Raw genomic sequence first — 20,119 nt, forward strand, 5'->3', positions numbered from 1 at the left:
GCGAGTTCACGCCGGATCCGGCCCCTTCGCGCACCATCGCGCGTTGGCCACGGCGAACTGATGATCCCTAGGATCGGGCGGGTGATGAACGGACGACGACCGAAGGCCAGGCTCGGCAGCCTGCTGGCCGCCCTGACGATAGCGGGCGGGGCGCTGCTCAGCGGCCTGCCCGCCCATGCCGACGAACCATCAGCCGGCGCGGCCGGCAAGGAGGCCCCCCGGGTCGACCTCGTCCTGGATGTCAGCGGCTCCATGCGCGAGGCCGACATCCAGGGCAAGACCCGGATCTCGGTGGCCCAGCAGTCCCTGAACGACGTCATCGACGCCCTGCCGTCGGAGACCGAGTTCGGGATCCGCACGCTGGGCGCCAACTACCCCGGTACCGACAAGACCCAGGGCTGCCTGGACACCAAGCAGCTCTTCCCGGTCGGGAAGACCAACAAGACCGAGGCGAAGACCGCCGTCGCCACCCTGCGGCCGACCGGCTACACCCCGATCGGCCTGGCCCTGCGCGGCGCGGCCGAGGACCTCGGCAAGGGCGAGACCACCCGCCGGGTGGTGCTGATCACCGACGGCGAGGACACCTGCACCCCGCCCGACCCGTGCGACGTCGCCCGCGAGCTCGCCTCCCAGGGCATCCACCTGGTGGTCGACACCCTGGGCCTGGCGCACGACGACAAGACCCGCCAGCAGCTGCTCTGCATCGCCAACGCCACCGGCGGCACCTACACCGACGTGCGCACCCAGGAGCAGCTCACCGAGAAGGTGAAGCAGCTGGTCGACCGCTCCAACGACACCTACGCGGTCGCCCCCGTCAAAACCGCCGGCACCGACAAGTGCGAGTCCGCGCCGGTCCTCACCCCCGGCGTCTACAGCGACCGCGAGAAGTTCTCCGAGCACCGCGTCTACCGGGTCCCGGTCAAGGCCGGCCAGGAGCTGCGCGCCTCGGTCAGCGTCTCCCTGGACCGCGCGGTGGCCCGTGACTACGGCGTCCTGCTGCAGGCCACCAGCACCGCCGGCCAGGAGCTGGTCCGCGGCACCGACGCCGGCAGCGGCCGCACCGACGTCGTCTCCACCGGACTGCGCTGGTCCGCCGACGACTCCAAGGGCTACGCCACCGCCACCGCCTCCGCCTCGCCGAGCGGCAAGCCGGAGACCACCGTCTGCCTGGTGGTCTCCAACTCGCTGGCCCCGCAGGCCGGCGTCGCGGCCGACCCCGGCCTGCCGCTGGAGCTGACGGTCGACCTGACCGCGGCCTCCCCCGCCCCGGACGGCCCGGCGATGGGCCTGGGCCGCGGCTGGATCCTGCTGCTCGTGCTCACCCTGGCCGGCCTGGTGACCGGCCTGCTGTTCGGCTGGATCGCCCGCTGGCGCATCGCTGTCTGGCAGGAGAACTGACCATGCGTACGACCTTCCTCCGCACCGCCGCGGCCGCGCTGACCCTGCTCCCGGCGCTCGCCCTGACGGCCCCGGCCGCCTCGGCCGCCTCGCCCTCGCCCAGCGCCGACGCGAGCGGCCGCCCGGCCCCCGCCAACAAGGCCGGCACCTCCTTCCTGACCGCCGTCAACCTGGCCCCCGGCCAGGACGCCGCGGTCCCGGTCTCCACCGGCGACTACCTGTACTGGGCCTTCGGCGCCGCCGAGGGCCAGACCGCCAAGGTGGACCTGACGGTCACCCTCGCCCCGCCCGCCGACCGGCACGGCCCGCAGAGCTGGAGCGTCGAGGTGTTCGACGGCCTGCGCCGCCGGCAGGCCTGCACCGACGGCACCCAGAACGCGACCGCCGAGCAGGCCACCACCTCGCTGGCGCTCAGCTGCACCCTGCGCGAGGTCCGCTCCTGGGCCGAGCCGTGGTCCGGCGACCCGCTGCCGGGCAGCTACTACGTCCGGCTCTCGGTCGCCGACGCCCCGCAGCCCGACCTCGGTCTGGCCGCCTCGGTGCAGCTGCACGTGGCCGCCAAGGGTGACGCCGACAACGCCCAGCCGGAGGGCGGCGAGCTCAAGGCCCCGCTGGTCCCCCCGGCCGGCGGCGGCGCCGCGACCGCCAAGGCGGCGGCCCCGGAGGAGCCCGAGGAGCACTGGTACACCGGCTGGTTCTCCGGCTGGAACAGCCGCTGGTTCTGGACCCTCGCCGGCGGCGCCCTGGCCGCCCTGGCGGGCGTCGCGGGCTACACCCTCACCCGGCACCCGCGCGGCCGCCGTCCGTCCGGCTACGGCGCGGTCCCGCCGCAGTCCGGGGCCCCGCAGCCCGGCCCGTACGCGGACTCCGGCCGGCCCTGACCCGTCCGACCCCGAGGGCCGGCCCGGAGCACCGCTCCGGTCCGGCCCTCGGCCGTTCCCGCGGGTGATCCGCCTCACACCACCCCCGGAGCGCCCCGGCTGACCCCCCGTCGGCCGACGCGCCCCCACAACGCAGAAGTCCCGCCCGATCAACCGATCGGGCGGGACTTCCGTTGGGTGGGCCGTTCACGAGTAGGGATGACCTGCAACTTTGGCCGATCCATCACCTACGCTTCCCACGATGGCGATGATCGCTTCCCGAAGTTACATGAGCACGTCATGAGATCTTCGGCATGCCGACCTGGCGCTTCCGCTCCGCGCAAAATGATCGATGGCCTGACCTGCACCTCCCGTACGGCGAGGAACTCAACAGCATCCGCCGGCAGAACGACTGATGCCGATACCCAAGGCCCCACCTGCTCCCGCTCCGCATGTTACCGACGATCACCACGGCCACCTGTCATCACTGCGATGAGCGAGCGTAGAGGCTCAGGCCGAGGGCGCTCGGACTGTCATGGACTGCTGGTCCAGGTCCAGGTCGATAACGCCGCCGCCCTCCTTCCGCAACTGCCGCCAGACGCTATAGCCAGTCAGGATGGCCTTCTCCCAGTCGGCGGCGCGATGGGCGCCAACTTCCAAGTGCGCCGTCATGCCCTGAATGGTGCGCAGAAGCTCGTTGTCCACTCGGTCGATCTGCTCGAAGAAGCCGTGCTGAGCCGCATACGAGAACACCAAGGCAGAGATGCCCTCCTCGATGGCAATGGCGCGACCCCCGTCCTCGGCCTCATCGGTTCGCGCGTCGCTGCGGCGCTTGCGCTTCAGCAGGAAGCGAGTGACAGGAGACCAGCCGAGGACTGCAGCATAGGCGAGATGAAAGGCATCATGAAAACGATAGTCGTCATCAACGTGCGAGGCATCCGTCAGCGGATCCCCACAGGGATCCCCCTCGTAGGTGAGAACAGCAGTCTCACGACCATCCGACTCCCGCGCCTGCAGCGAGAACACGAGGGAAGCCTGCCTGGGGAGCCGCTCGGCGTCCAGATGGCCAGCATCGAGCACCTCCCGTTCGCCGCTGGGCGTAGTGAGCCAGCGATCCTTGGTCTTCTCCAGACTGGCTGCGGCGATGTCCCCGAGATCGAGATCGAAACAGTGAGCCAGCGCACCGAGGTACCAGAGGATGTCCCCCATCTCCTCCCGCAGAAGTTGCTTGCCGGTACCAAGGCCAGGCCCATCACGCAGGTGCTTCTTGTAGGCCGCCGTCAGGGATCCAACTTCACCAGTGAGCCCCAGCAGGCAGACGACCGCAGGGTCGACGCCGTCGACTGGCTGCTGAAGGGTCTTGACCGCGACCTTCTGGTAGGCGCTGATGTCCATGCGTCCTCCTTGAGGGGTTTTCCGTCGAGGCTGTCGCCAAACCCTGCAGTGTCGTATCCTAGAACAGCACCGTCGGGAAAACAGACGAATCTGGGAGTGAGTCCTGAACGCGATGGAGCCGTCGCTCGAAGACATCGTCGCGATCGTCGTGGAGTTCCTTGCCGAACTGCAGGACTGCGATCCGGCAGCACTTCGCGCCGAACTGGAGGAGGCCGGCCAAGAGCTTCCCGTCGACTCGCTGCTGGTGGTGGAGATCCTTACTCGCATCGAACGCACGTTCGGTGTCAGAGTGCCAGCAGATGCTGAGGCAGCGCGGTCGACGCGATCCGTCTACTCGTTCGCCCGCACGATCCTGAACGCGATCAAGGAAGGTCAACAGCAGTGAACACAACTTCAGAGCCCGGAAAATCCCGAGACCCCGAACTCGAGCAGCTGGCCGAGCGCCTGCGCTTCACCCGGGACTACTTGGGACTCTCCCAGCAGTATGTCAGCGACGCCACTGGCATTCCCCGGTCGGCGGTCAGCGACATCGAACGTGCCGTACGCCGAGTCGACAGCCTTGAGCTCAAGAAGCTGGCCAAGCTCTATAGGCTTCCCGTGACCTACTTCCTGTCAGATGAAGCCGACGCGGATGCAGCCGAACTCGCGGCTGCAGGCATCCCTCGCGCTCTAGTCGATCTGACGGGGAAGGATCTTGAGGAGGTCGCCAACTACGCGCGCTACCTCGCCTTCAAACGTGCCGCCGAGCGCGAGGACACCGACAGCCCCGGGACGGCCGGATGACTTGGGACGTGGCGCACAAGATCGCCGCCATCGCCTCAGTCCACGCCCATGAGGACCTGGGTCTAGACCGAAGCGAGTACATCGACGTATTCGCCGCGCTACATGACTTCGGGATCGAGGCCCTGGCTAGGCCTATGCCCACGCTGTTTGGAGTCTACTTCTCCCCGAAGGACAACGGGCCCGCCGTCCTTCTGAACGCCAGCCTCGACATCATCCAGCAACGGCACACCGCCGCGCATGAACTCGGCCACCACGTCATGAACCACGGCACCTCCGCTGATAAAGAGTTGGACCGGGCGCGGCAATGGGGCAATGGCGCCTGGCCCGAGGAGGAGAAGGTCGCCGAGGCCTTTGCCGCTTGGTTCCTGATGCCGCGGCCAGCCGTCCTCGCGGCGCTGGAACGCTCGGGCGTACTGCGCCCGCGAAGTCCGGTAGATGTCTATCGTGTCGCCCGCTGGCTGGGCACTTCCTACACTGGCACTGCGCGGCATCTCCGGCATCTCCGGCTGGCCTCGCCACATCAAGTGGACGCATGGCTAAAGGTTCAACCCCACCAGCTGCGAAAACAGTTGTCCGACCATAAGCCGCGCGGCAACGGCCATGTCCACGCGCTCGGCCCAGCAGCGCATGGCAGCACCCTGCGCGCCGCTGCTGGCGACGTGCTCATCGTCGGAGTGGCCGGCGCCGTGCCCGATAGTGTGCCGACCACCGGCTTGGAACTGCTCCGCGGTCCGTCCGCCACCGAACTGGGCCGCAGCCCCTCCCGCAATGAGATGCCTGCTGCCCTCGTCACCGAAAGCCTGTCCGAACCTACCCCGTGGACGCTGGCCCTCCCAGGCTCCCCTGAGCCCTTTACCGTGACAGTGCTGCTCGACAAGCCTCGCCAAGGCGACAGCAGGGCCTGGCAGTCCTGAACCCCTCAGCACACGTGTTCTGCCCGGCGCCCCACTGGGTTCCGGTCCCGCTCCACCCGCGCCACAGCCAATGATGTTGTCGACCAGGAGCCAGGATGCATACGTTCATCGTCAGCGAGGCCACCACCACAAGCGCTTGGGCTGCCGCGTGTCGGGCCATGGACCTGTCGGCCAAGGAACGGCCAACAGTGGCGCGCGGCCGCGCTCCGGAGGCGTTCCACACCGTCGTCCGCATCACGAACGCCGCGGCGGACGATGCCGAGTTCCGGCGCGAACTCGACCGGGTCAGGTCCCACCTGAAGTGCTCCCACCCAGTTGAGACGGTCGCCAACACTGTCTTCCCGTACCGTCTCGCAGCTACGAGCAAGGACCCGCGGTCACTTGCAGAGCGCTATCGAGCGATGTATCCGCAGTTGCGGAGCATGGACGCCGGCAACCGTTTCGGCACATACTTCGGCCGCATCGTCGCCTACCCCGGCGCCAAGGGGTCCGTCGACCAACTGAACACCCTCATCGACAGACTGACATCCCAGGCTGCCCGTACAGGACCGCTCAGCGCGGCATACGAGCTCGATATCGCCCACCCTTCCGACGCCGAGGAGGAACTACCCACCACGCCTGAGGAGCAGGAGACGGGACCCGAGGCCACAAGCATCCCCGTGCCAGTGCATGCAGCCGGCACGGATAACCTCGTCCGAGGCTTCCCCTGCCTGAGCCACTGCTCTTTCCAGATCGACCGCACCCGCACGCTTCACATGACCGCGCACTACCGCAGCCACTACATGCTCGAACGCGCCTACGGCAACTACCTTGGCCTCGGGCGACTCCAGTCGTATCTGGCCGAGCAGACGGGCCTCGCCCACGGCACGCTCACCGTCACAGCCGGACACGCACAGATCGAGAAAGGCATCAGCCTCATCCGTCCGATGATCAGCCAGATCAACCGGCTGTTCTGACAGCTGTGGCGGCACCTCCATCGAGCTTGTCGTTGATACCCCACTTCGGCGGGAACCAAGCCGTCAACGGTGCCGCGTCCGCTCGATACAGCTGCTTGATCCGGCTGCGCCCGCTGATGCCCTCGATCTCCGGATGGATGACACGCGCATACTTGTCGACCTCGCAGAAGAGGTTCTGACAGTCAATCAGTTGCAAAGGCCGCCCCCGAAGGCCTCCGAACTCCAGACCTAGTCTCGCGAAATGCTCATCCTGATTGTCAGCCATGTAGCGGATTACCTCCGCCTCGATGCCACCTGCCACCACGCCGAAGCACTTCCGGATGCCATCCCGCGCCCCCGGCCCCGGCATCACGAAGTCCATCTCCGAGAACGTCAGACCCGATGAGTAGTTCAGGTCGATCAGGTACTGGTAAGCCAGGAACGGCCCGAGCGCCGGAAAGCTCAGCAGCACCTCGTACGCTTCGCGCATCGACGCCGCAGTCTGCACACGCTCTGGTGCCCTCTCCCGCATCATCAACTCCAGCAGACGCAAGTGGTTGCTGTGTTTACGCTGCTCGCCCAGCGCCGGCGGTGGCGTGATGTACGCGGCCGAGTACAGCCTCTCACCTGCGGCGAACGCGCGTGACAGGACACGATCGGCCGTACGGAAGTCCCACTCGTCCCACGCGACCTGCCCCAGATGCTTTTCCAGCAGCTCCCATGTGGAGACCTTGTTGAACATCTTGAACAGCAGCGTCCTGAAGAAGACATCCTTCCACTCCTGGCCACCGCGATAGGACACCTGTCCGATCAGGAACTGGCTCACCCGGTCCGACGCGCGGAAGCAGTTCGTGAACCGATGCTGCGCAAGCACTGGATCCTTCGGCGCCGTGACCACCGCACCCAGTCTCGCCAGGTAGACCTGTTGGCGCGCAGCGGCGAAACGCCAGTAGGTGTCGAACACTGGCGTCGGCACCAGCCTGCGCCCTGCCACCCTGATCTCGGCAGAGCGCTTCCCTCGTTCGCCCGCGACCCTGTAGCGAGAGGGGGCTTGCAGCATGGTCACCATGGGCTCACTATATATTTGATATAGCCAAACTTAGAAGGGGCTCGACGGCATGGAACTGCTGTGGCGAACCCGACGCCGCAAAACGCTGGTTGAGTGGCCTCAGGCCGTCGACGACCGTCTCGAGGACCTCGTCCGGGCTGCGATCGCGGCCGGCGAGAACGTCAGCCGTTCCCAGATGCTCGCCGCGCTTGTCGCCTCCGCAGACACGGCCCCGACCGCGCTTGCCGACGTCATCCGCACCTATCGCCTACTTGAGGCCGACGCTTTCACCCACGCCACCCCGGATGATCTTCCCGCGCCTCGCCGCCTTGGCCGCAAACGTCTCCAGTCCTGAATCCGAGGCCGTGCTGGCGCCCCTCACCGACGCAGCCGCCGGTGGCAGGTCCCTCTTCGGAGCGGTGCCCACCGGCAACCGACCGCTGCACCGTCAGACCACTCCCACGAAGTGGCCTAACGCTTAACGAGTTGCCGTCACCGAAGGCCCTGGCACAGGCCCGGTCGACAGCGTCGTCCGCTTCTCCGTGGCTACCGTAGGACTCCTCGGACAGGCCCTACACTGTGGCCAGTCCCCGGCCGCCCTACCCGAGCGGCGCTGGCAGGGCTTTGCAGCGGCCGCGGGTGCACGTCTGCAACGGAAACGGGCAGCTCGGCATCTGTCGTATCGCACTCTGATGTCATACCGCAGGGATCAAGGCCCACCAGCACCTACCACAAGGCGAGTTCAACCTGAGTAGGCCAGAACGCAATCAGAGTGGAAGAGGCTACGCGACCAAGGCCGTCGGGGTGGCTACAGCTTGAACCTAGGCATCGCAAAGATCGCTCTGTCGCCAGGGTGTATCGAGGTGGCCTCATCGCGATCGATGGCGCGTTGGGCGTCGCGCAGGCGCTGCTCCCAAGGATCCAAGAAGTGGTCAACTTCGGCGCTGTGCGCACGGGTGAGGATGTCGGCAGCATGCAGGACGTTGGTGTTCTCCGTCTGGTGGCCGCCAGGCGCGTTGATCGTTGTCTGCAAAAAGATCTTGAGTGGGTCGAGGGCTTCAGGCCGCTCCCACATCAGGGCTGAGGCTGCCAGCATCGTTGACGTGCCGATCAAGCCGGTTCCGTCGTATAGATCGTGCGCTTCGGGGCACAGCAGGACGATGTTGGCCAGCGCATGGAATCGACGCTCGGCGATCAGGAGCGGGAAGTGGCGGCTGAACTCCTTGATGACGGGCCAGCTCTGGACATGGGCGATCTGAAGCCGTGACCTGCCGAGATCTGAGAGGCCCCAGTGAGCATCGAGCCGGTGCTTGTCCTTGTGCCAGCGGAGAATTCTAGCCTCGTCGTTGCTCCACTCTGCGGGCTCACTCAGCTGCAGGTGAAGGAGCGCGCAGTCAGTGATCCGCATGGAGTCGAGCAGCGACCGAAGCGGTCGGGACATCGCCGGGCGGAGGGATGACATAGCTGTGTATCTAGCAGGCGGGTCCGACAGCCATCGACCTTCGGCCGATCCAGCAGTGCCTCGCCCGCTTCGCTACGTCTGGCCGGACTGCGGTGCCAGTGCCCTTCCGCTGGCTGTGTTCGGCTTCCAGCCGCGCGGAAGCCCCGGCGGGGGCTCCTCCGGGCCCCCCGCCGGATTCGTTTCCATGGCTGAGGAACGGGAACCGCGCCCCCTCTGCACTGTGCGTCTATTGCGGGCATTGCCCCGTGGATCGAATGGGCCGCGCCGAGGTCGGCTACGCGCCGATGCATCTGATGGCCTCGGGTCGCCCTGACACTGGCCTTCGAGTGACTTCAGTCACATTGGCCCCGGGGGGAATCGTCGGGAGCCTTGGGTGGGGTGTGTATCGTCGGTTGACGATACACACCCCACCCAAGCGCTCAACGTCGATTCAGGCCGTTGGAGTTGCGGATGTGACTTTGCGCTGGTCGCGGCCGGTATGCGAAATCTGATGGCCAGTCGGCAACGTGCCGATCTCGAAGGAGGGGCCTGAGATGAGTCGCAAGCGTCGTGTCAGTGGTCGCCAGCCCAGTTCCGGCAAGTCGGAGGCGGTGTCGGTGGGCGAGACGGCTTCGCCGGTCGAGCCGCCGTCCACCGGGCCCATGGGCTGGCGCCAGATGATCTCCCAGGCGCTGGGCGTGGCCCTCTACCTGCTGCTGGCCAAGGTGCTCGGCCTCAACTCGGTGTGATCGGGGCCCGCCCCGGCCGAGAGTGCGTGCGCTCTCTTGGCCGGGGGCCTGAGGCTTCTCGGCCCCCGGCCTCGCCGGATGCGTTGTCGGCTGGTGCTCAGCTGGCCAGGGCTTCACCGAGCCGGGCGTGGGCCGGGCCGGACAGCTCGTGGTGGAGGCTCTCGGCCCGGGTGCGGACCAGGCCGTCGCGGTACGCCTCCGGAAGCTGTTCCCAGACGTCCACGGCCATGGTGGCCGCGGCGGCAGGGTCGCCGTCGGTGTTGAGGCAGATCGCGGTGTCCATGGCCAGCAGGGCCCTGGTCATCACGGAGGGCGAGCGGGTGAGGGCGAGGGCGGCTTCCTGCTCGGCGTATGCCTCGCGGGTCTCCCCCAGGAGGGTGAACGCCTGGGAGAGGTGGACGTGGTGCTTCTGGAGTGGGTAGCCGAACCAGGTGTCGGCGGACTGGGCTGTGTCCAGTTGCCCGGCGACGGTGCGGGCGTCGGTGACGGCACGCAGTGCGCCCTGTCGGTCACCGACGGCGGCGAGGGCGCGCGCGGTGACGGCGGCAGCCAGGGCCGCGGCGGCCGTGGGGGCCCGGCCGGCCTCGGTGCGGGCACGGACGCCCAGCTCGGCGGCGGTGTTCGGGGCGCCGTAGTTGAGGGGCACCATCGCGTGCCTGGCGAGGACCCAGGCGAGCATGTGCCGGTCGCCGGACTCGCGGGCGGCCTGTTCGGCGGTGGCGAACCACCCGTGCGCGTCGCGCTGGTCGCCACGGTCGTGCTGGATGATCGCCACCAGACCGGTGATCCCGGCGGCGGTGCGGGCGAGGTCCGCCCTGGTGGCGGCGGGGTGTGGTCGGCTCAGGACGTCCCGTAGGAGGCCGAGGTCCTCGCGCATGTGGGCGAGGACGCTGCCGGGAGGGCGGCCGTGGTAGCCACCCCGGTGGCGCTCGAACGCCCCGTCCAGGTAGGCGAGGTCGCCGGCGTCGGAACCTGACAGCCCGGCGTTGATGCCCTGTCTGGCCTCCGCGATGCCGGGCAGGGCGACCGATCCGGTCGCCGCCGCCGCCACGCCGAGGAACTGCCGCCGCTTCACGTCCTTGCCGTCCTTCCCGCCGCTGCCGGCCGCCTGCTGCTGCCTGCGCCAGCGCCTGGATACCGCCACCGCACGGACGATCTCCTCGACCGTCCGTCCGTATCCGTCGGCCAGCAGCTGGTGCCACCTCGGGACCGGGAGACGACGTTCGGTCTCCCACCGCTTCAAGTTCTCGGGGTCGAACCACTCGCCCCCTTGGAACTGACGCAGGTGCTGAGCCTGTTCCTCACGGGTGCGAACGGCGGATTCCCTGATGCTCCTCAGCAGGGCGCCGATGCCGTCTGCTGCCATCATGCCCGTCCCCCAAGCATTCACCTGTCGAGTGCCCGATCCTGGCCCCCCTAAGCGGCCCCCTGCGCGGAAATGCACCCCTTCCTGGCACCAGAACGCGGAGCCGGGACGGAGTTGACTGTTCATCAGCCAACTGGTCGAGCGGGCAAAGCTGGAGCCTTCCCAGCACGCGGTCCTCCCACGCTTCCCGGCAGCCCGACCCCTCCGAAGGGTTCCTCCTCGTGGTCGTGCACTCCCATGTCTTCTTCCTCGCCAGAGACCCGGTCTCCGTGCCCATCGCCCGCCGCAGGGTGCGGGCCCGCGTCGTCGACTGGGGCGTCCGGCTCGACGAGGACTCCCGCCTCGCGCTCGACACGGTCACCTCCGAGCTGGTGGCCAACGCCGTGCAGCACTCCCGCCGGCCGATGCTCACCGTCGCCGTCCACGCGAACGTCCGGCAGCGGCGGGCCCTGGTCGAGGTCTACGACGGCTCGACCGCGTTGCCCCGGCGGCGCCGGGCCGGCACGGATGCGGAGAGCGGCCGGGGCCTGGAGCTGGTCGAGCATCTCGCCCTGGCCCACGGAGCCGAGCGGACCGAGAAGGGCAAGCGGGTCTGGGTGGAGCTGGCCCTGCCCGACCAGCCGGTGACCCGGCGCCAGATCCTCGCCGGTCCGCGCCGCGCTGTCCGGGCCGTCCTCAGCTCACTCGGCCGCCGCGGCCGACCGCCGATACGCACGCCGCACCGCCCCGGAACCACCCGCCCCGCTGTCCCCGCCCGGTAGCAGCCCGTCACGAAGGGACCAGCCCCGATGACCAGCACGACCAGCGCCGACGGCATCCTCGGCCGCCGCGGACTGCGGACCGGCGTCGAGTGGTCCACCTCTGCGACCGCCCGCGCCCGCGCCATGCAGCTCGTCACCGAGCACCGCGCCCAGCAGCGGGAGATCGTCCGCAACCCGCACCTGAGCACCGAGTGGGCCCGCGCCGCCGTCCGCGCCCCCCAGCTGCTGGCCGCCGTCCAGGAGGCGATCGGCCCGGACATCGCGGTGGAGAACACCTTCCTCGTGGTGAAGTGGCCGCACCGCGCGTTCGAGATCCCCTGGCACCAGGACGGCATCGACGCCCGGGTCGAACTCGACCCCGACCACTCCGTCTCCGCGTGGCTGGCCCTCAGCGACGCCACCGTGAGCAACGGCTGCCTGCACGCCGTGGTCGGCTCCCAGCACTTCGGCTACCTGCCGTTCTCCTCCGAGGCCGAGCACGGCGCCGAACGCGGCCGGGCCGACCAGGCGACCGGCTTCACCGCCGACGCCACGACCGCGCTGCCCCTGCCGGCCGGGTCCGCCCTGCTGATGGACAGCCGCCTGCTGCACCGCTCCGGCACCAACGCCGGCGACGGCGCCCGCGTGGGCCTGAACGTCCGCTACGTCGCCCCCGGCGGGATCCGCCGCCGCGACCCCCAGAGCCCCAGCCCCGACCCGGTCAGCGGGACGGGCTGGTAGCACCACCCAAGGGATCAACACCCCATCGAGAGGAGCACAACGACGTGACCGTCCTCGAAGAGCTCGCCACCCGCGAGGACCTGGTGACCCGGGTCCGCGTCCTGACCGGGGAGGACGCCGACGCGGCCCGCCGCGCCGACAAGACCCCGATCGCCAAGTCCGACTGCACCTACTACTGCCCCGACGCGGCCACCGCCGAGCGGTGCATCCAGTCCCTGCGCGAGTCCGACGAGCGCCTGCGCAACCGCCCCGAGGAGCTCATGCTCTGGGACTGGCAGTGCACCTACTGGGAGGCCGAGCCCGGCAACCCCAACGGCGGCGGCACCGTCCTGCTCGGCGTCGCCTGGTACGACCAGGCGTTCTTCGACGACCGGCGCGACGCCTGGTTCGGCGCCATGCACCAGCGGATCTACAAGGACCTCGGCATCCCGCTGGAGGACATCACCGTCACCCACTGGCAGCTGCTCGCCAGCTGACCTGAGCACCACCAGCACGAAGGCCGGGCCCCGCACCGCGGGGCCCGGCCCGTGCTCAGTCGCGGGCCGCCAGCTCCGGCACCGGCTCGACCTCCGGCAGCGGCCGGCGCCCCCGGGCCAGGACCAGCACCAGCACGGCGCCCGCCGAGCCGGCCACGACGACGGCCAGGCCGCCGCCCAGGAACGCGGCCCTCGGACCGCCGGCGGCCAGCGCGGGCACGAACAGCATCGAGACCGTCCCGCAGGTGCGGATAACGGTCAGGTCCACCGTCAGCAGCCGCCTGCGGGCGACCGGAGGGAACAGCGCGAAGTGCGTGGACAGCGCGATCTGCAGGAACGGCGACACCGCCCCCGACAGCACGGACAGCGCCAGCAGCACCGGCAGCGACCCGGTCAGCCCAGTGGCTGCCAGGACCAGCCCGGAGGCCGCCCACGCCCCGCAGTACACCGCCGTCAGCGGCCCGGGCAGCCGCACGTTCCCGGCCACCAGGTTGCCCGCCAGGGCCCCGGCCCCGGTGCAGGCCAGCACGGCCGCGTAGGCGGAGGCCCCGGCACCGAGCCGGGCCGCGAGCAGGGCGGGCATCGCCAGCGACACCGCCCCGGCGAAGATCCCGATCCCGTGCACGGCCAGCACCACACCCGTGTCCGGGTGGGTCCGCATCAGCGACCAGGCGCCCGGCCGCACTCCCGCCGCCTTCGGCCCGGCCTGCGGAACGGATCCGGCGGGCAGCCGGACGCGGGCGGCCAGCAGCACCAGGGCGAGGGCCGAGAGCGCGAACGTCGCCGCGTCCACCCAGAACAGCCCGGCCAGCGGCATCACCGCCAGCATCAGCCCGGCCGCCCCCGGGCCGGCGATCCGGGCGATCCGGCCGGTCAGGTCCATCAGCCCACTCACCGCCTGGACCTCGCCTGGCCGGACCAGGTCCGGCACCATCGCGCCGAGGTTCGGGTCGAACAGGGCCCCGCCGACTCCCAGCAGGGCGGCCGAGGCGATCAGGCCCGCCGTGCCGAACTCCGTCCACGCCCACGGCAGCGCGGCCACCAGGGCCAGCCGCACCGCGTCCACCACCGCCAGAGCCCGCAGCGACGCGAACCGGTCCATGATCCGGCGTCCCACGGTGCCGAGCACGATGTACGGCAGGGACTCGGCGACGGCCACCAGCCCCATCGCCCCGGCGCCCGACCGCTCCCAGGCCATCCACATCACGGCCATCGCGTACAGCCGGTCGCCGAACACCGACGCCGTCTGCGCTCCCCACAGCAGAAGCACGGGCCCGCGCCGCAGCAACCGCACGTATCGCATGATCCACTCCGCCCCGGGAAGCACGAAGTCCCGGCAGCGAGCCGCCACCGGGAACTCCCCACACCCTAGGGCAACTTGAAGCCCCACCCGCGCAGGCGCCCCGCACGCGGCACCGCGACGACCGCGGTCACATCCATCACTCGCACCCGGCCTCGCGATCGGGCAGGCTGGCCACGAGGGGACAGCCCGGACGGCGGCCGTCCCGGAAGGACTCCCGTGCACCCACTGATCACCGAGCTCGGCCTGGACGGCGAAGCGAAGCTCCTGCACGAGCGACGCGGCACGACCTTCTTCAAGGTCGGCGGTACCGCCCTGAAGATCACCGACGGGCTGATGGCCGGCCGCGAGGGCCAAGTGCTCGCCGCCCTCGGCGCCGACCACTACCTGGCCCACGGCGACCACGGACAGGGCACCTGGCTGGCCATGCGGTGGATCGACGGCACCAGCCTCTGGGACGCCCTGGAACCCGCCCACCGCAGCAACGGCACCCCCGCGGTCCGCCGCTCTATCCTGACGGCCGCCGCCGAGGCCGCCGACGCACTCGCCGCCCTGCACGCCGCCGGCTGGACCCACGGCGACCTCCAGCCCGACCACATCGTCTTCGAGGGCTCCGCCACGCGGATCATCGACCTGGCCTGCGCCCAGGGCCCCGTCCCGGTGCCCTTCTACGTCCATCGCGGCGGAATGACCCACACCACTGCCCCCGAGATCGCCACCTTGATCCTCGACACCACCGACCACATCACCACCACCCCCGAAGCGGACGTCTGGTCACTGGCCGCCTCCCTGTTCTGGGCCTGGACCCGCACCCCACCCACCGACTACCGCGATCCGAAGAACCGTCGCCCCGACCTCCTCGCCGACATCGCGGCAAACCGCCGACACGACCTCGCCGCCGTCCGGCCCTGGCCCTTCCCCGCCTTCGAGGGTGCCCTACGAGCCGGCCTCGACCCCAACCCCGGGCAACGGTCCACCGCAGAGACCATGGCCCGCCGGGTCCGCACCGCTCTCACCGACCCCGCAGGTAGCGCGCCACGACCCGACTTCAATCCCTAATGAATTCACTCAAAGCCGAGCAGCGCGCTGGCCTCGATGAACCGACAGCGCCACCGACCACAAGGCGACCCAAGGCAGGTCGCTGACAGGCGCCGAGAAGCAGGCAAACTGGCTGGTCAGCCGAGAGCAGGCGGCGAACGAGCACGGCTTCGCCGACCTGTAGAACTGACGGATCCCCACCAAGGTCCGGCTGATCGCCAAGCCCGGCACCACGCCACTGCGGACCCTGCTCGCCCCGACGGCCACGGAGACTTCCTCGCAACGCTGAGTAGCCGCGAAAGTACTCCGCTGGCGTGACCGGCCACCCCGAAGTGGCTACTTGTCCACCCATAAGGGGAGGCTGAGAAGTATGCCCCTCACTCTTGGTCTGCGGCCGTCCCGGTCCGTCTGCCTGTTGGCGATCAACACGAAGCAGGAGGTCGCGCTGGTGCCGGCGGAGTCGGCGTGGCATGTGCCTCGCACAACGATGGGGCCGACGGAGTCTCGTCGGGAGGCCGGACGACGCTTGGCCAAGCAGGTGATCGGCTGGTCGACCGTGCGCTGGGGAAAGGTGACGGGCCACCGGCGGGCGGCGCCTGACTGCTGCCCGGCGACGTGTGTGGAGGAACACTTCCTGATCGCCCGTCCCGGTTCCTGCTGCCAGCAGCAGGGACCGGGGCTGGTCACGCTGGAGTGGGTAAGCCGCCGCGACCTGTCGCCGTATCTGGTGGGCGCCGAACTGCGGGCGTCCCAGGCACTGGTGGATGGGTACCTGGACGGCTGGCTTCCTGACGGCGACTTCACCCTCGACTGACCACCTGATGCAGAGGATGGTTCATTCATTATGGTCCGCAGTCGAGTTAAGGCTGCAGATCGCCTATTGGATATGGTTCTTGGCGACCGAGGGCGGGCCAGCGCGTGTGACGCATCAGGGCCTGCTCAGTGATCTCTTCGGTGCCGTCGATGACCGCGTCAACGGCAGCAGCGCGCACGATGGACACGGCCCGGGCGGGCAATGCCCCGGACGCCTGGTACAGGAGGCGGGAGAATGCGTGGATGCGGCCTGTGCGGTGGTTGCGCAGCCACAGCGCCGCGTCGAGCCCGGTGAGGAGCGCATGCCAGGCGGGTCCGTGGCCCAGGGGTGCAGCGTGCACCCGGTCGAGCCAACCGTCCAGGAGGACGGGGGTGTGGTCCGGGTCGGCGGTGGCGGTGATGACGAAGGTGACCGGGACTCGTGCCGCGAGGTACCTCAGGGCCTCCAGGGCACCGGTGGCGGCCGATGCCGCGTGCAGCAGGTGGTGGCCGTCGTCGATGATGACGATGTCGATACCTCCGGCGCTCAGAGCAGCGGAGACCTGGTCGGCGAGGGCGTGCGTGGTGCGGGCGGAGCCGGGCAGGGCGAGGGAACGGGCCAGGTCGTGCAGGAGTGCGCGGGTGGTGGGGCGGGGGCGGGCTGTGACGTAGATGCTCGAGGTCCGCAGGCTGTCCGTGGGCCGGGTTGCGCCATGCTCAAGGTGGTGATGGCGGGCGGCGAGCAGGACGGCTGTTGTCTTGCCGCTGGATGGCGGCCCGCAGACCGTGATCACGCGTCTTGTTCCCATCTGGTATTGGCTGAAGGCCAGTTGGCGCCGCAGGGCTCGCTCGACGTCCTCGACGAGCGGCAGGCTGAGGGTCAGCTGGGCGTGGTATGCGAGGCGGTCGGTGCCGTCTCTGACCGGCAGTGGGCTCTCCAGGTAGTGCCGCCAGCCCTGCGGGGTGTCCAGCGGGCGCGGCCCGGGTCGCTCACGAGGTTCGGCGGGCGGCAGCAGGGCCGGTTGGCCTCGGCCGGCGAGCAGGGCGCGGTCCACTGCGGCGGAGACGTAGGCAGGGGCCAGCAGCCGGTCGAGGGTCGCGGCCCCGTCCGCGGCCGGGACCGGGATGCGGGCGCCGCTTGCGGTGTGCAGCCAGATGCTGTTCGGGTCCCGGACGTCGACATTGATCAGCACGTGCTGCCCCTGGCCGCGGTAGGGGTCGAGATCATGGCTGTCGTAGCGGCGCTTGTGCAGACGGATGCCGTCCCGGCCGATCCTGCGGCGGTGCAGTGGCATGAGATCCAGGTACTCGGCGGCGTCGAGGGGCAGGTCGATCGCCCCGTGCTGAGCCACCAGGTGCGCGTACTGGGCAGCCGGGGTCACCGGGTGGGCTGTCGCACTGAGGCGCGGTGAGTCGTGCCACACCTCGGCCACCCATGCGTCGACGGCTGCCTGGGCCACCGTCACGGGATCTTGGACGGCTCGTTCTCGCGCGGCGCCCGGCGGCGGGAGAGTACGGGAGAGGTGGCGGCCGAGTCGGCGGGCGAGGGCGTTCATGTCCGCCGCCGCGTTCTGGAACTGCGTCGCGCGCGGGAACTCGGTGTCGATTCCCAGGCGCGCGAAGCGTTCAGCGAACACCCGGGCGCCCGCATGCGGCTGGAGGACCAGTCGCCGAGGCCGGATGACCGGGGTATCGACGCCCGCCGTGAGCCGCCAGACCGGCTTGCCTTGGCGGGAGGCCAGACTGAGCGGCGCGGGCGCGCACCAACGGGCGAACAGGGCGACCGGGTCGGGGGCGGCACCACGCAGGTGCACCAGCGCAGCGCAGACGCATCCCGTGGCGGTGTCCAGGGCCAGAGTCAGGTCGAGGGAACGGGTTCCGGGAAGGGCGAAGGTGTCGACGGCGACGGCGGCGCCCGGCGGTCCCAGCGTGCGGCGCACGCGCCCAGGCGTGTGGCGGCTGCCGTGAGCGGCGATGAGCCGGCGGAAGGTGGATGGCGAGGGGAGCGGGGTCGCTCCGGGATGCAACTGCCCCAGCAGCGATGCGGTGCGGCGGCGAATGGAGGCGGCGCTCTCGCGGGCGTGCGCTTGCGACAGGGCAAGGTTCAGGCATTCCATCACGCGCGGGTCCACACGGGATCCGGGGCGGGTACTGCGGTGGGTACGCCGGTCGGCCAGCGCCGCCTGCCCCGCCTTCTGGTAGTGCTGGCGTTTACGGCGAACGGTGCGCGCGGATGCGCCCTCGATGCCCAGCGCGGCGAGTTCGGCGGCCTTCGCTGCCTCACGCTGGGCGAGGGTGGTGACGGCCAGATCGTAGGCGGGCTTGGGGAGTTGGCCCGGCGTCGCATCCGATGGAAGACCGGTGATGACTTCGGTGAGGTGCCGCTCCCACAGTCTTGCGTCCCGAGCCAACACAGGAGGGGTGGGTGCGTCCGGCCGGGACCGGGCGTTCAAGAGACCGGCATCCGGGTCGCTGACGAGGGCCAGCGGGCTGAGGAGAACGTGACTGCCGAGTGCATCAGTGAGCTGGATGCGGCCTTGCCTGAAGGACGTCACCATCCAGGCCCGTTCCTGGTAGCGCAGTTCATCGCCGACACGAAGCCTTGATGGCCACCGTGTGCTCACCTCACGCACCCCCTGCCTCGGCTTCTGCGCCTGCCTCCCGAGGCGCCATCGTGCCACCTGGCCGGCCTACGCCGCCCACGAGACCTTGAATCGCAAGTTCCCTGGTGCTTCGCAGCGTTGACAGTGGAGCGCTTATTTTGGTCCGGCGGCAGATGATTCGCCCATCGGCGCCCCACGGCATGCCTCATGCCTCTAGGCTATGCACACTGACTGGCAGTCACGGCACGAGGAGAGTCGGACCACGTGGATGCGTTCACCCGGTCGCTGATGGACCTCGCGGCCGAGGCGGAGCAAAGGATCACCGACCAGCACGAGCGGATCGAGGGCCTGCGCCGGGAGGTCACGCAGGTACAGGCTCTCCTCGGTACGGCCGAGAGGTATCTCACCGTGCTGGAGCGGACCCGGGACAATCTGCGCGAGTCCCTGGTGGACCTGGCCCCACCCCCGGGCGGCGACGCTCAGCAGAGCATGGGCAGGCTCGCCCACGCCACCCCCGCCGACAGCGGGGACCGGAGCGGACCCACCGCCCACCCGACGGACAGCGAGCAGCCACAGGAGGCGCCGTCACCCACCAGCATGGGGGACGGGCAGGGTGCGTCGGCCGTCGGCGGGACAGAGCCCTCCTTGCCGCAGTTCATCCTGCAGATCCTGGCCACTTCCCAGGAGCCGATGCGCGCCGCCGACATCCTGGCGGTCATCACACATCTGCAGTCACTCGGCCGCACGAATAAGTTGGTCGGCACCGCGCAACCGATCGCCTCCGTCAGCAACGCACTGCGCCGACTGAACCAACGCGGGAAGCTTCGCAAGACGGCACCGGGGCTGTACGCCCTGCCCCTGGCCGGGACCCCCGGCGCGCCGTCGGAGGAGGTCGCCGAACGCGGGCACTGAACGAGTTCCCCTGACACACGACAAGAAGGGGGGTGCCGCCGGGGTCCAGCCCGGCGGCACTGAACGGTCCCCTGACAACGGGTCCGCACGCCCGAGCGTAGCCGACATCACCGGCACCCGGGGGCCGTGCGGTCTAATTTGCAGCGCCCGGGTGCCGTCCGGCACCCGGGCGTGCGGAAGCGAGCCGCTCGCATGCGTTCCTCCACCCGGTCATTGGCGACCGGCCGCCACAGAGGCCCGGGCGTCCGCCCCCGGCCACAGCACCACCCCGAGACCATCCTCCAGCAGACTGACCGTCACCACGTCGACCCAGCTGCGGCCCGCCAGCAGATGGGCGATGACCTGCCGGTTCACGCCCGTGAGCGCAGCGGCCTCCCGCAGGCTCAGCCCGCTCGCCTCGATGTGCTCTTTCAGGCGCCCGGAGATGGCCCGCACGACGCGGGCCTGAGCGTGGCCGGGCACGAGCGTGTCGGGCCACGCCTGCGGGTCAGCGGCAAAGTCCCGCGGGCGCGTACTACGCAGCGTTCCACCGGGCATCGGGATGCGCTCCTTCAGGTCGATGTGCACTATGTCCGTGAAGGTGGCTATTTGTGCAGCCGCTTCTCGTGGTCCGTGGCGCTGGAGGCCG

At 69.8% G+C, this 20,119-nt stretch carries 21 protein-coding genes; 14 read left to right on the plus strand and 7 right to left on the minus strand.

Annotated features, from left to right (window positions below):
• Positions 1-84: 84 nt before the first annotated feature.
• The gene (locus ACFVVU_RS15010; RefSeq protein WP_355370292.1) at positions 85-1,398 is read left to right on the plus strand and encodes a VWA domain-containing protein; all 1,314 of its coding nucleotides are present in this window, start codon (positions 85-87) and stop codon (positions 1,396-1,398) included.
• Between the two features lie 2 nt (positions 1,399-1,400).
• Positions 1,401-2,279, plus strand: coding sequence for a peptidase (locus ACFVVU_RS15015; RefSeq protein WP_380689678.1), 879 nt, complete (start codon positions 1,401-1,403; stop codon positions 2,277-2,279).
• Positions 2,280-2,768: 489 nt separating this feature from the next.
• Here ACFVVU_RS15015 and ACFVVU_RS15020 read toward each other — a convergent pair whose 3' ends face one another.
• Positions 2,769-3,653 (minus strand): nucleoside triphosphate pyrophosphohydrolase family protein, encoded by an 885-nt coding sequence (locus tag ACFVVU_RS15020; RefSeq protein ID WP_387790155.1) that lies wholly within the window; start codon positions 3,651-3,653, stop codon positions 2,769-2,771.
• Between the two features lie 112 nt (positions 3,654-3,765).
• On the opposite strand from ACFVVU_RS15020, the gene ACFVVU_RS15025 reads away from it, so the two are divergent.
• The 4 genes from ACFVVU_RS15025 (at position 3,766) to ACFVVU_RS15040 (ending at position 6,306) form a co-directional block, all read left to right on the plus strand.
• On the plus strand, positions 3,766-4,038 hold the full coding sequence (locus ACFVVU_RS15025; RefSeq protein ID WP_387790157.1) for an acyl carrier protein: 273 nt from the start codon (positions 3,766-3,768) through the stop codon (positions 4,036-4,038).
• Positions 4,035-4,436, plus strand: a complete 402-nt coding sequence (locus tag ACFVVU_RS15030) for a helix-turn-helix domain-containing protein (protein WP_387790159.1) — start codon at positions 4,035-4,037, stop codon at positions 4,434-4,436. Before ACFVVU_RS15025 ends, ACFVVU_RS15030 begins: the two co-directional genes overlap by 4 nt.
• Before the next feature lie 8 nt (positions 4,437-4,444).
• On the plus strand, positions 4,445-5,350 hold the full coding sequence (locus ACFVVU_RS15035) for an ImmA/IrrE family metallo-endopeptidase (RefSeq protein WP_387790160.1): 906 nt from the start codon (positions 4,445-4,447) through the stop codon (positions 5,348-5,350).
• Positions 5,351-5,445: 95 nt separating this feature from the next.
• On the plus strand, positions 5,446-6,306 hold the full coding sequence (locus tag ACFVVU_RS15040) for a hypothetical protein (protein WP_387790162.1): 861 nt from the start codon (positions 5,446-5,448) through the stop codon (positions 6,304-6,306).
• On the opposite strand, the gene ACFVVU_RS15045 is transcribed toward ACFVVU_RS15040, so the two are convergent.
• Positions 6,290-7,354: a nucleotide kinase domain-containing protein gene (locus ACFVVU_RS15045; RefSeq protein ID WP_387790163.1), complete on the minus strand. Its 1,065-nt coding sequence runs from the start codon at positions 7,352-7,354 to the stop codon at positions 6,290-6,292. The two genes, ACFVVU_RS15040 and ACFVVU_RS15045, sit on opposite strands and share 17 nt — an antisense overlap.
• Before the next feature lie 49 nt (positions 7,355-7,403).
• Between ACFVVU_RS15045 and ACFVVU_RS15050 the strand changes: the two genes are divergently transcribed.
• Entirely contained in the window at positions 7,404-7,688 is a 285-nt protein-coding gene (locus ACFVVU_RS15050; RefSeq protein WP_387790165.1) for a hypothetical protein, read from the plus strand.
• A 453-nt stretch (positions 7,689-8,141) separates the two neighbouring features.
• On the opposite strand, the gene ACFVVU_RS15055 is transcribed toward ACFVVU_RS15050, so the two are convergent.
• Entirely contained in the window at positions 8,142-8,741 is a 600-nt protein-coding gene (locus ACFVVU_RS15055) for a hypothetical protein (RefSeq protein WP_387790166.1), read from the minus strand.
• Between the two features lie 587 nt (positions 8,742-9,328).
• Between ACFVVU_RS15055 and ACFVVU_RS15060 the strand changes: the two genes are divergently transcribed.
• Complete coding sequence (locus ACFVVU_RS15060) at positions 9,329-9,523, plus strand: hypothetical protein (protein ID WP_387790167.1); 195 nt, start codon at positions 9,329-9,331, stop codon at positions 9,521-9,523.
• Positions 9,524-9,620: 97 nt separating this feature from the next.
• Here the strand turns inward: ACFVVU_RS15060 and ACFVVU_RS15065 are convergent, their stop codons facing one another.
• On the minus strand, positions 9,621-10,892 hold the full coding sequence (locus tag ACFVVU_RS15065; protein WP_387790168.1) for a transcriptional regulator: 1,272 nt from the start codon (positions 10,890-10,892) through the stop codon (positions 9,621-9,623).
• Between the two features lie 218 nt (positions 10,893-11,110).
• Here ACFVVU_RS15065 and ACFVVU_RS15070 point away from each other — a divergent pair, with 218 nt between their 5' ends.
• From ACFVVU_RS15070 to ACFVVU_RS15080, 3 genes are read left to right on the plus strand one after another with little or no spacing between them, the layout of a single operon-like run.
• On the plus strand, positions 11,111-11,650 hold the full coding sequence (locus ACFVVU_RS15070; protein ID WP_387790170.1) for an ATP-binding protein: 540 nt from the start codon (positions 11,111-11,113) through the stop codon (positions 11,648-11,650).
• Positions 11,651-11,677: 27 nt separating this feature from the next.
• Positions 11,678-12,370 carry a phytanoyl-CoA dioxygenase family protein gene (locus tag ACFVVU_RS15075; protein WP_387790171.1) on the plus strand — a complete coding sequence of 231 codons (693 nt, stop codon included), beginning with the start codon at positions 11,678-11,680 and terminating at the stop codon, positions 12,368-12,370.
• A gap of 44 nt (positions 12,371-12,414) precedes the next feature.
• Positions 12,415-12,846 carry a hypothetical protein gene (locus ACFVVU_RS15080; protein ID WP_387790172.1) on the plus strand — a complete coding sequence of 144 codons (432 nt, stop codon included), beginning with the start codon at positions 12,415-12,417 and terminating at the stop codon, positions 12,844-12,846.
• Between the two features lie 55 nt (positions 12,847-12,901).
• Here ACFVVU_RS15080 and ACFVVU_RS15085 read toward each other — a convergent pair whose 3' ends face one another.
• Positions 12,902-14,149, minus strand: coding sequence for an MFS transporter (locus tag ACFVVU_RS15085; protein WP_387790174.1), 1,248 nt, complete (start codon positions 14,147-14,149; stop codon positions 12,902-12,904).
• Positions 14,150-14,365: 216 nt separating this feature from the next.
• Here ACFVVU_RS15085 and ACFVVU_RS15090 point away from each other — a divergent pair, with 216 nt between their 5' ends.
• Together ACFVVU_RS15090 and ACFVVU_RS15095 are read left to right on the plus strand one after the other, a co-directional pair.
• The gene (locus tag ACFVVU_RS15090; RefSeq protein ID WP_387790175.1) at positions 14,366-15,205 is read left to right on the plus strand and encodes a hypothetical protein; all 840 of its coding nucleotides are present in this window, start codon (positions 14,366-14,368) and stop codon (positions 15,203-15,205) included.
• A 505-nt stretch (positions 15,206-15,710) separates the two neighbouring features.
• Positions 15,711-15,998: a hypothetical protein gene (locus ACFVVU_RS15095; protein WP_387790177.1), complete on the plus strand. Its 288-nt coding sequence runs from the start codon at positions 15,711-15,713 to the stop codon at positions 15,996-15,998.
• Positions 15,999-16,044: 46 nt separating this feature from the next.
• On the opposite strand, the gene ACFVVU_RS15100 is transcribed toward ACFVVU_RS15095, so the two are convergent.
• A complete protein-coding gene (locus tag ACFVVU_RS15100; protein ID WP_387790178.1) occupies positions 16,045-18,534 on the minus strand; it encodes an AAA family ATPase in 2,490 nt (829 codons plus the stop codon).
• 309 nt (positions 18,535-18,843) lie between these two features.
• Between ACFVVU_RS15100 and ACFVVU_RS15105 the strand changes: the two genes are divergently transcribed.
• Positions 18,844-19,491, plus strand: coding sequence for a hypothetical protein (locus tag ACFVVU_RS15105; protein WP_387790180.1), 648 nt, complete (start codon positions 18,844-18,846; stop codon positions 19,489-19,491).
• 210 nt (positions 19,492-19,701) lie between these two features.
• Here ACFVVU_RS15105 and ACFVVU_RS15110 read toward each other — a convergent pair whose 3' ends face one another.
• On the minus strand, positions 19,702-20,058 hold the full coding sequence (locus tag ACFVVU_RS15110) for a helix-turn-helix domain-containing protein (RefSeq protein ID WP_387790182.1): 357 nt from the start codon (positions 20,056-20,058) through the stop codon (positions 19,702-19,704).
• Positions 20,059-20,119 lie beyond the last annotated feature (61 nt).

The organism is Kitasatospora sp. NPDC057965, assembly GCF_042887135.1.
GTDB lineage: Bacteria > Actinomycetota > Actinomycetes > Streptomycetales > Streptomycetaceae > Kitasatospora.

Excerpts from the sequence above, each read along its gene's own strand:
- ACFVVU_RS15065 (WP_387790168.1), bottom strand. The coding sequence starts at position 10,892 with ATGATGGCAGCAGACGGCATCGGCGCCCTGCTGAGGAGCATCAGGGAA.
- ACFVVU_RS15100 (WP_387790178.1), bottom strand. The coding sequence starts at position 18,534 with ATGGTGACGTCCTTCAGGCAAGGCCGCATCCAGCTCACTGATGCACTC.
- ACFVVU_RS15050 (WP_387790165.1), top strand. The coding sequence starts at position 7,404 with ATGGAACTGCTGTGGCGAACCCGACGCCGCAAAACGCTGGTTGAGTGG.
- ACFVVU_RS15025 (WP_387790157.1), top strand. The coding sequence starts at position 3,766 with ATGGAGCCGTCGCTCGAAGACATCGTCGCGATCGTCGTGGAGTTCCTT.
- ACFVVU_RS15060 (WP_387790167.1), top strand. The coding sequence starts at position 9,329 with ATGAGTCGCAAGCGTCGTGTCAGTGGTCGCCAGCCCAGTTCCGGCAAG.
- ACFVVU_RS15015 (WP_380689678.1), top strand. The coding sequence starts at position 1,401 with ATGCGTACGACCTTCCTCCGCACCGCCGCGGCCGCGCTGACCCTGCTC.
- ACFVVU_RS15075 (WP_387790171.1), top strand. The coding sequence starts at position 11,678 with ATGACCAGCACGACCAGCGCCGACGGCATCCTCGGCCGCCGCGGACTG.
- ACFVVU_RS15020 (WP_387790155.1), bottom strand. The coding sequence starts at position 3,653 with ATGGACATCAGCGCCTACCAGAAGGTCGCGGTCAAGACCCTTCAGCAG.
- ACFVVU_RS15085 (WP_387790174.1), bottom strand. The coding sequence starts at position 14,149 with ATGCGATACGTGCGGTTGCTGCGGCGCGGGCCCGTGCTTCTGCTGTGG.
- ACFVVU_RS15010 (WP_355370292.1), top strand. The coding sequence starts at position 85 with ATGAACGGACGACGACCGAAGGCCAGGCTCGGCAGCCTGCTGGCCGCC.
- ACFVVU_RS15045 (WP_387790163.1), bottom strand. The coding sequence starts at position 7,354 with ATGGTGACCATGCTGCAAGCCCCCTCTCGCTACAGGGTCGCGGGCGAA.
- ACFVVU_RS15055 (WP_387790166.1), bottom strand. The coding sequence starts at position 8,741 with ATGCGGATCACTGACTGCGCGCTCCTTCACCTGCAGCTGAGTGAGCCC.
- ACFVVU_RS15040 (WP_387790162.1), top strand. The coding sequence starts at position 5,446 with ATGCATACGTTCATCGTCAGCGAGGCCACCACCACAAGCGCTTGGGCT.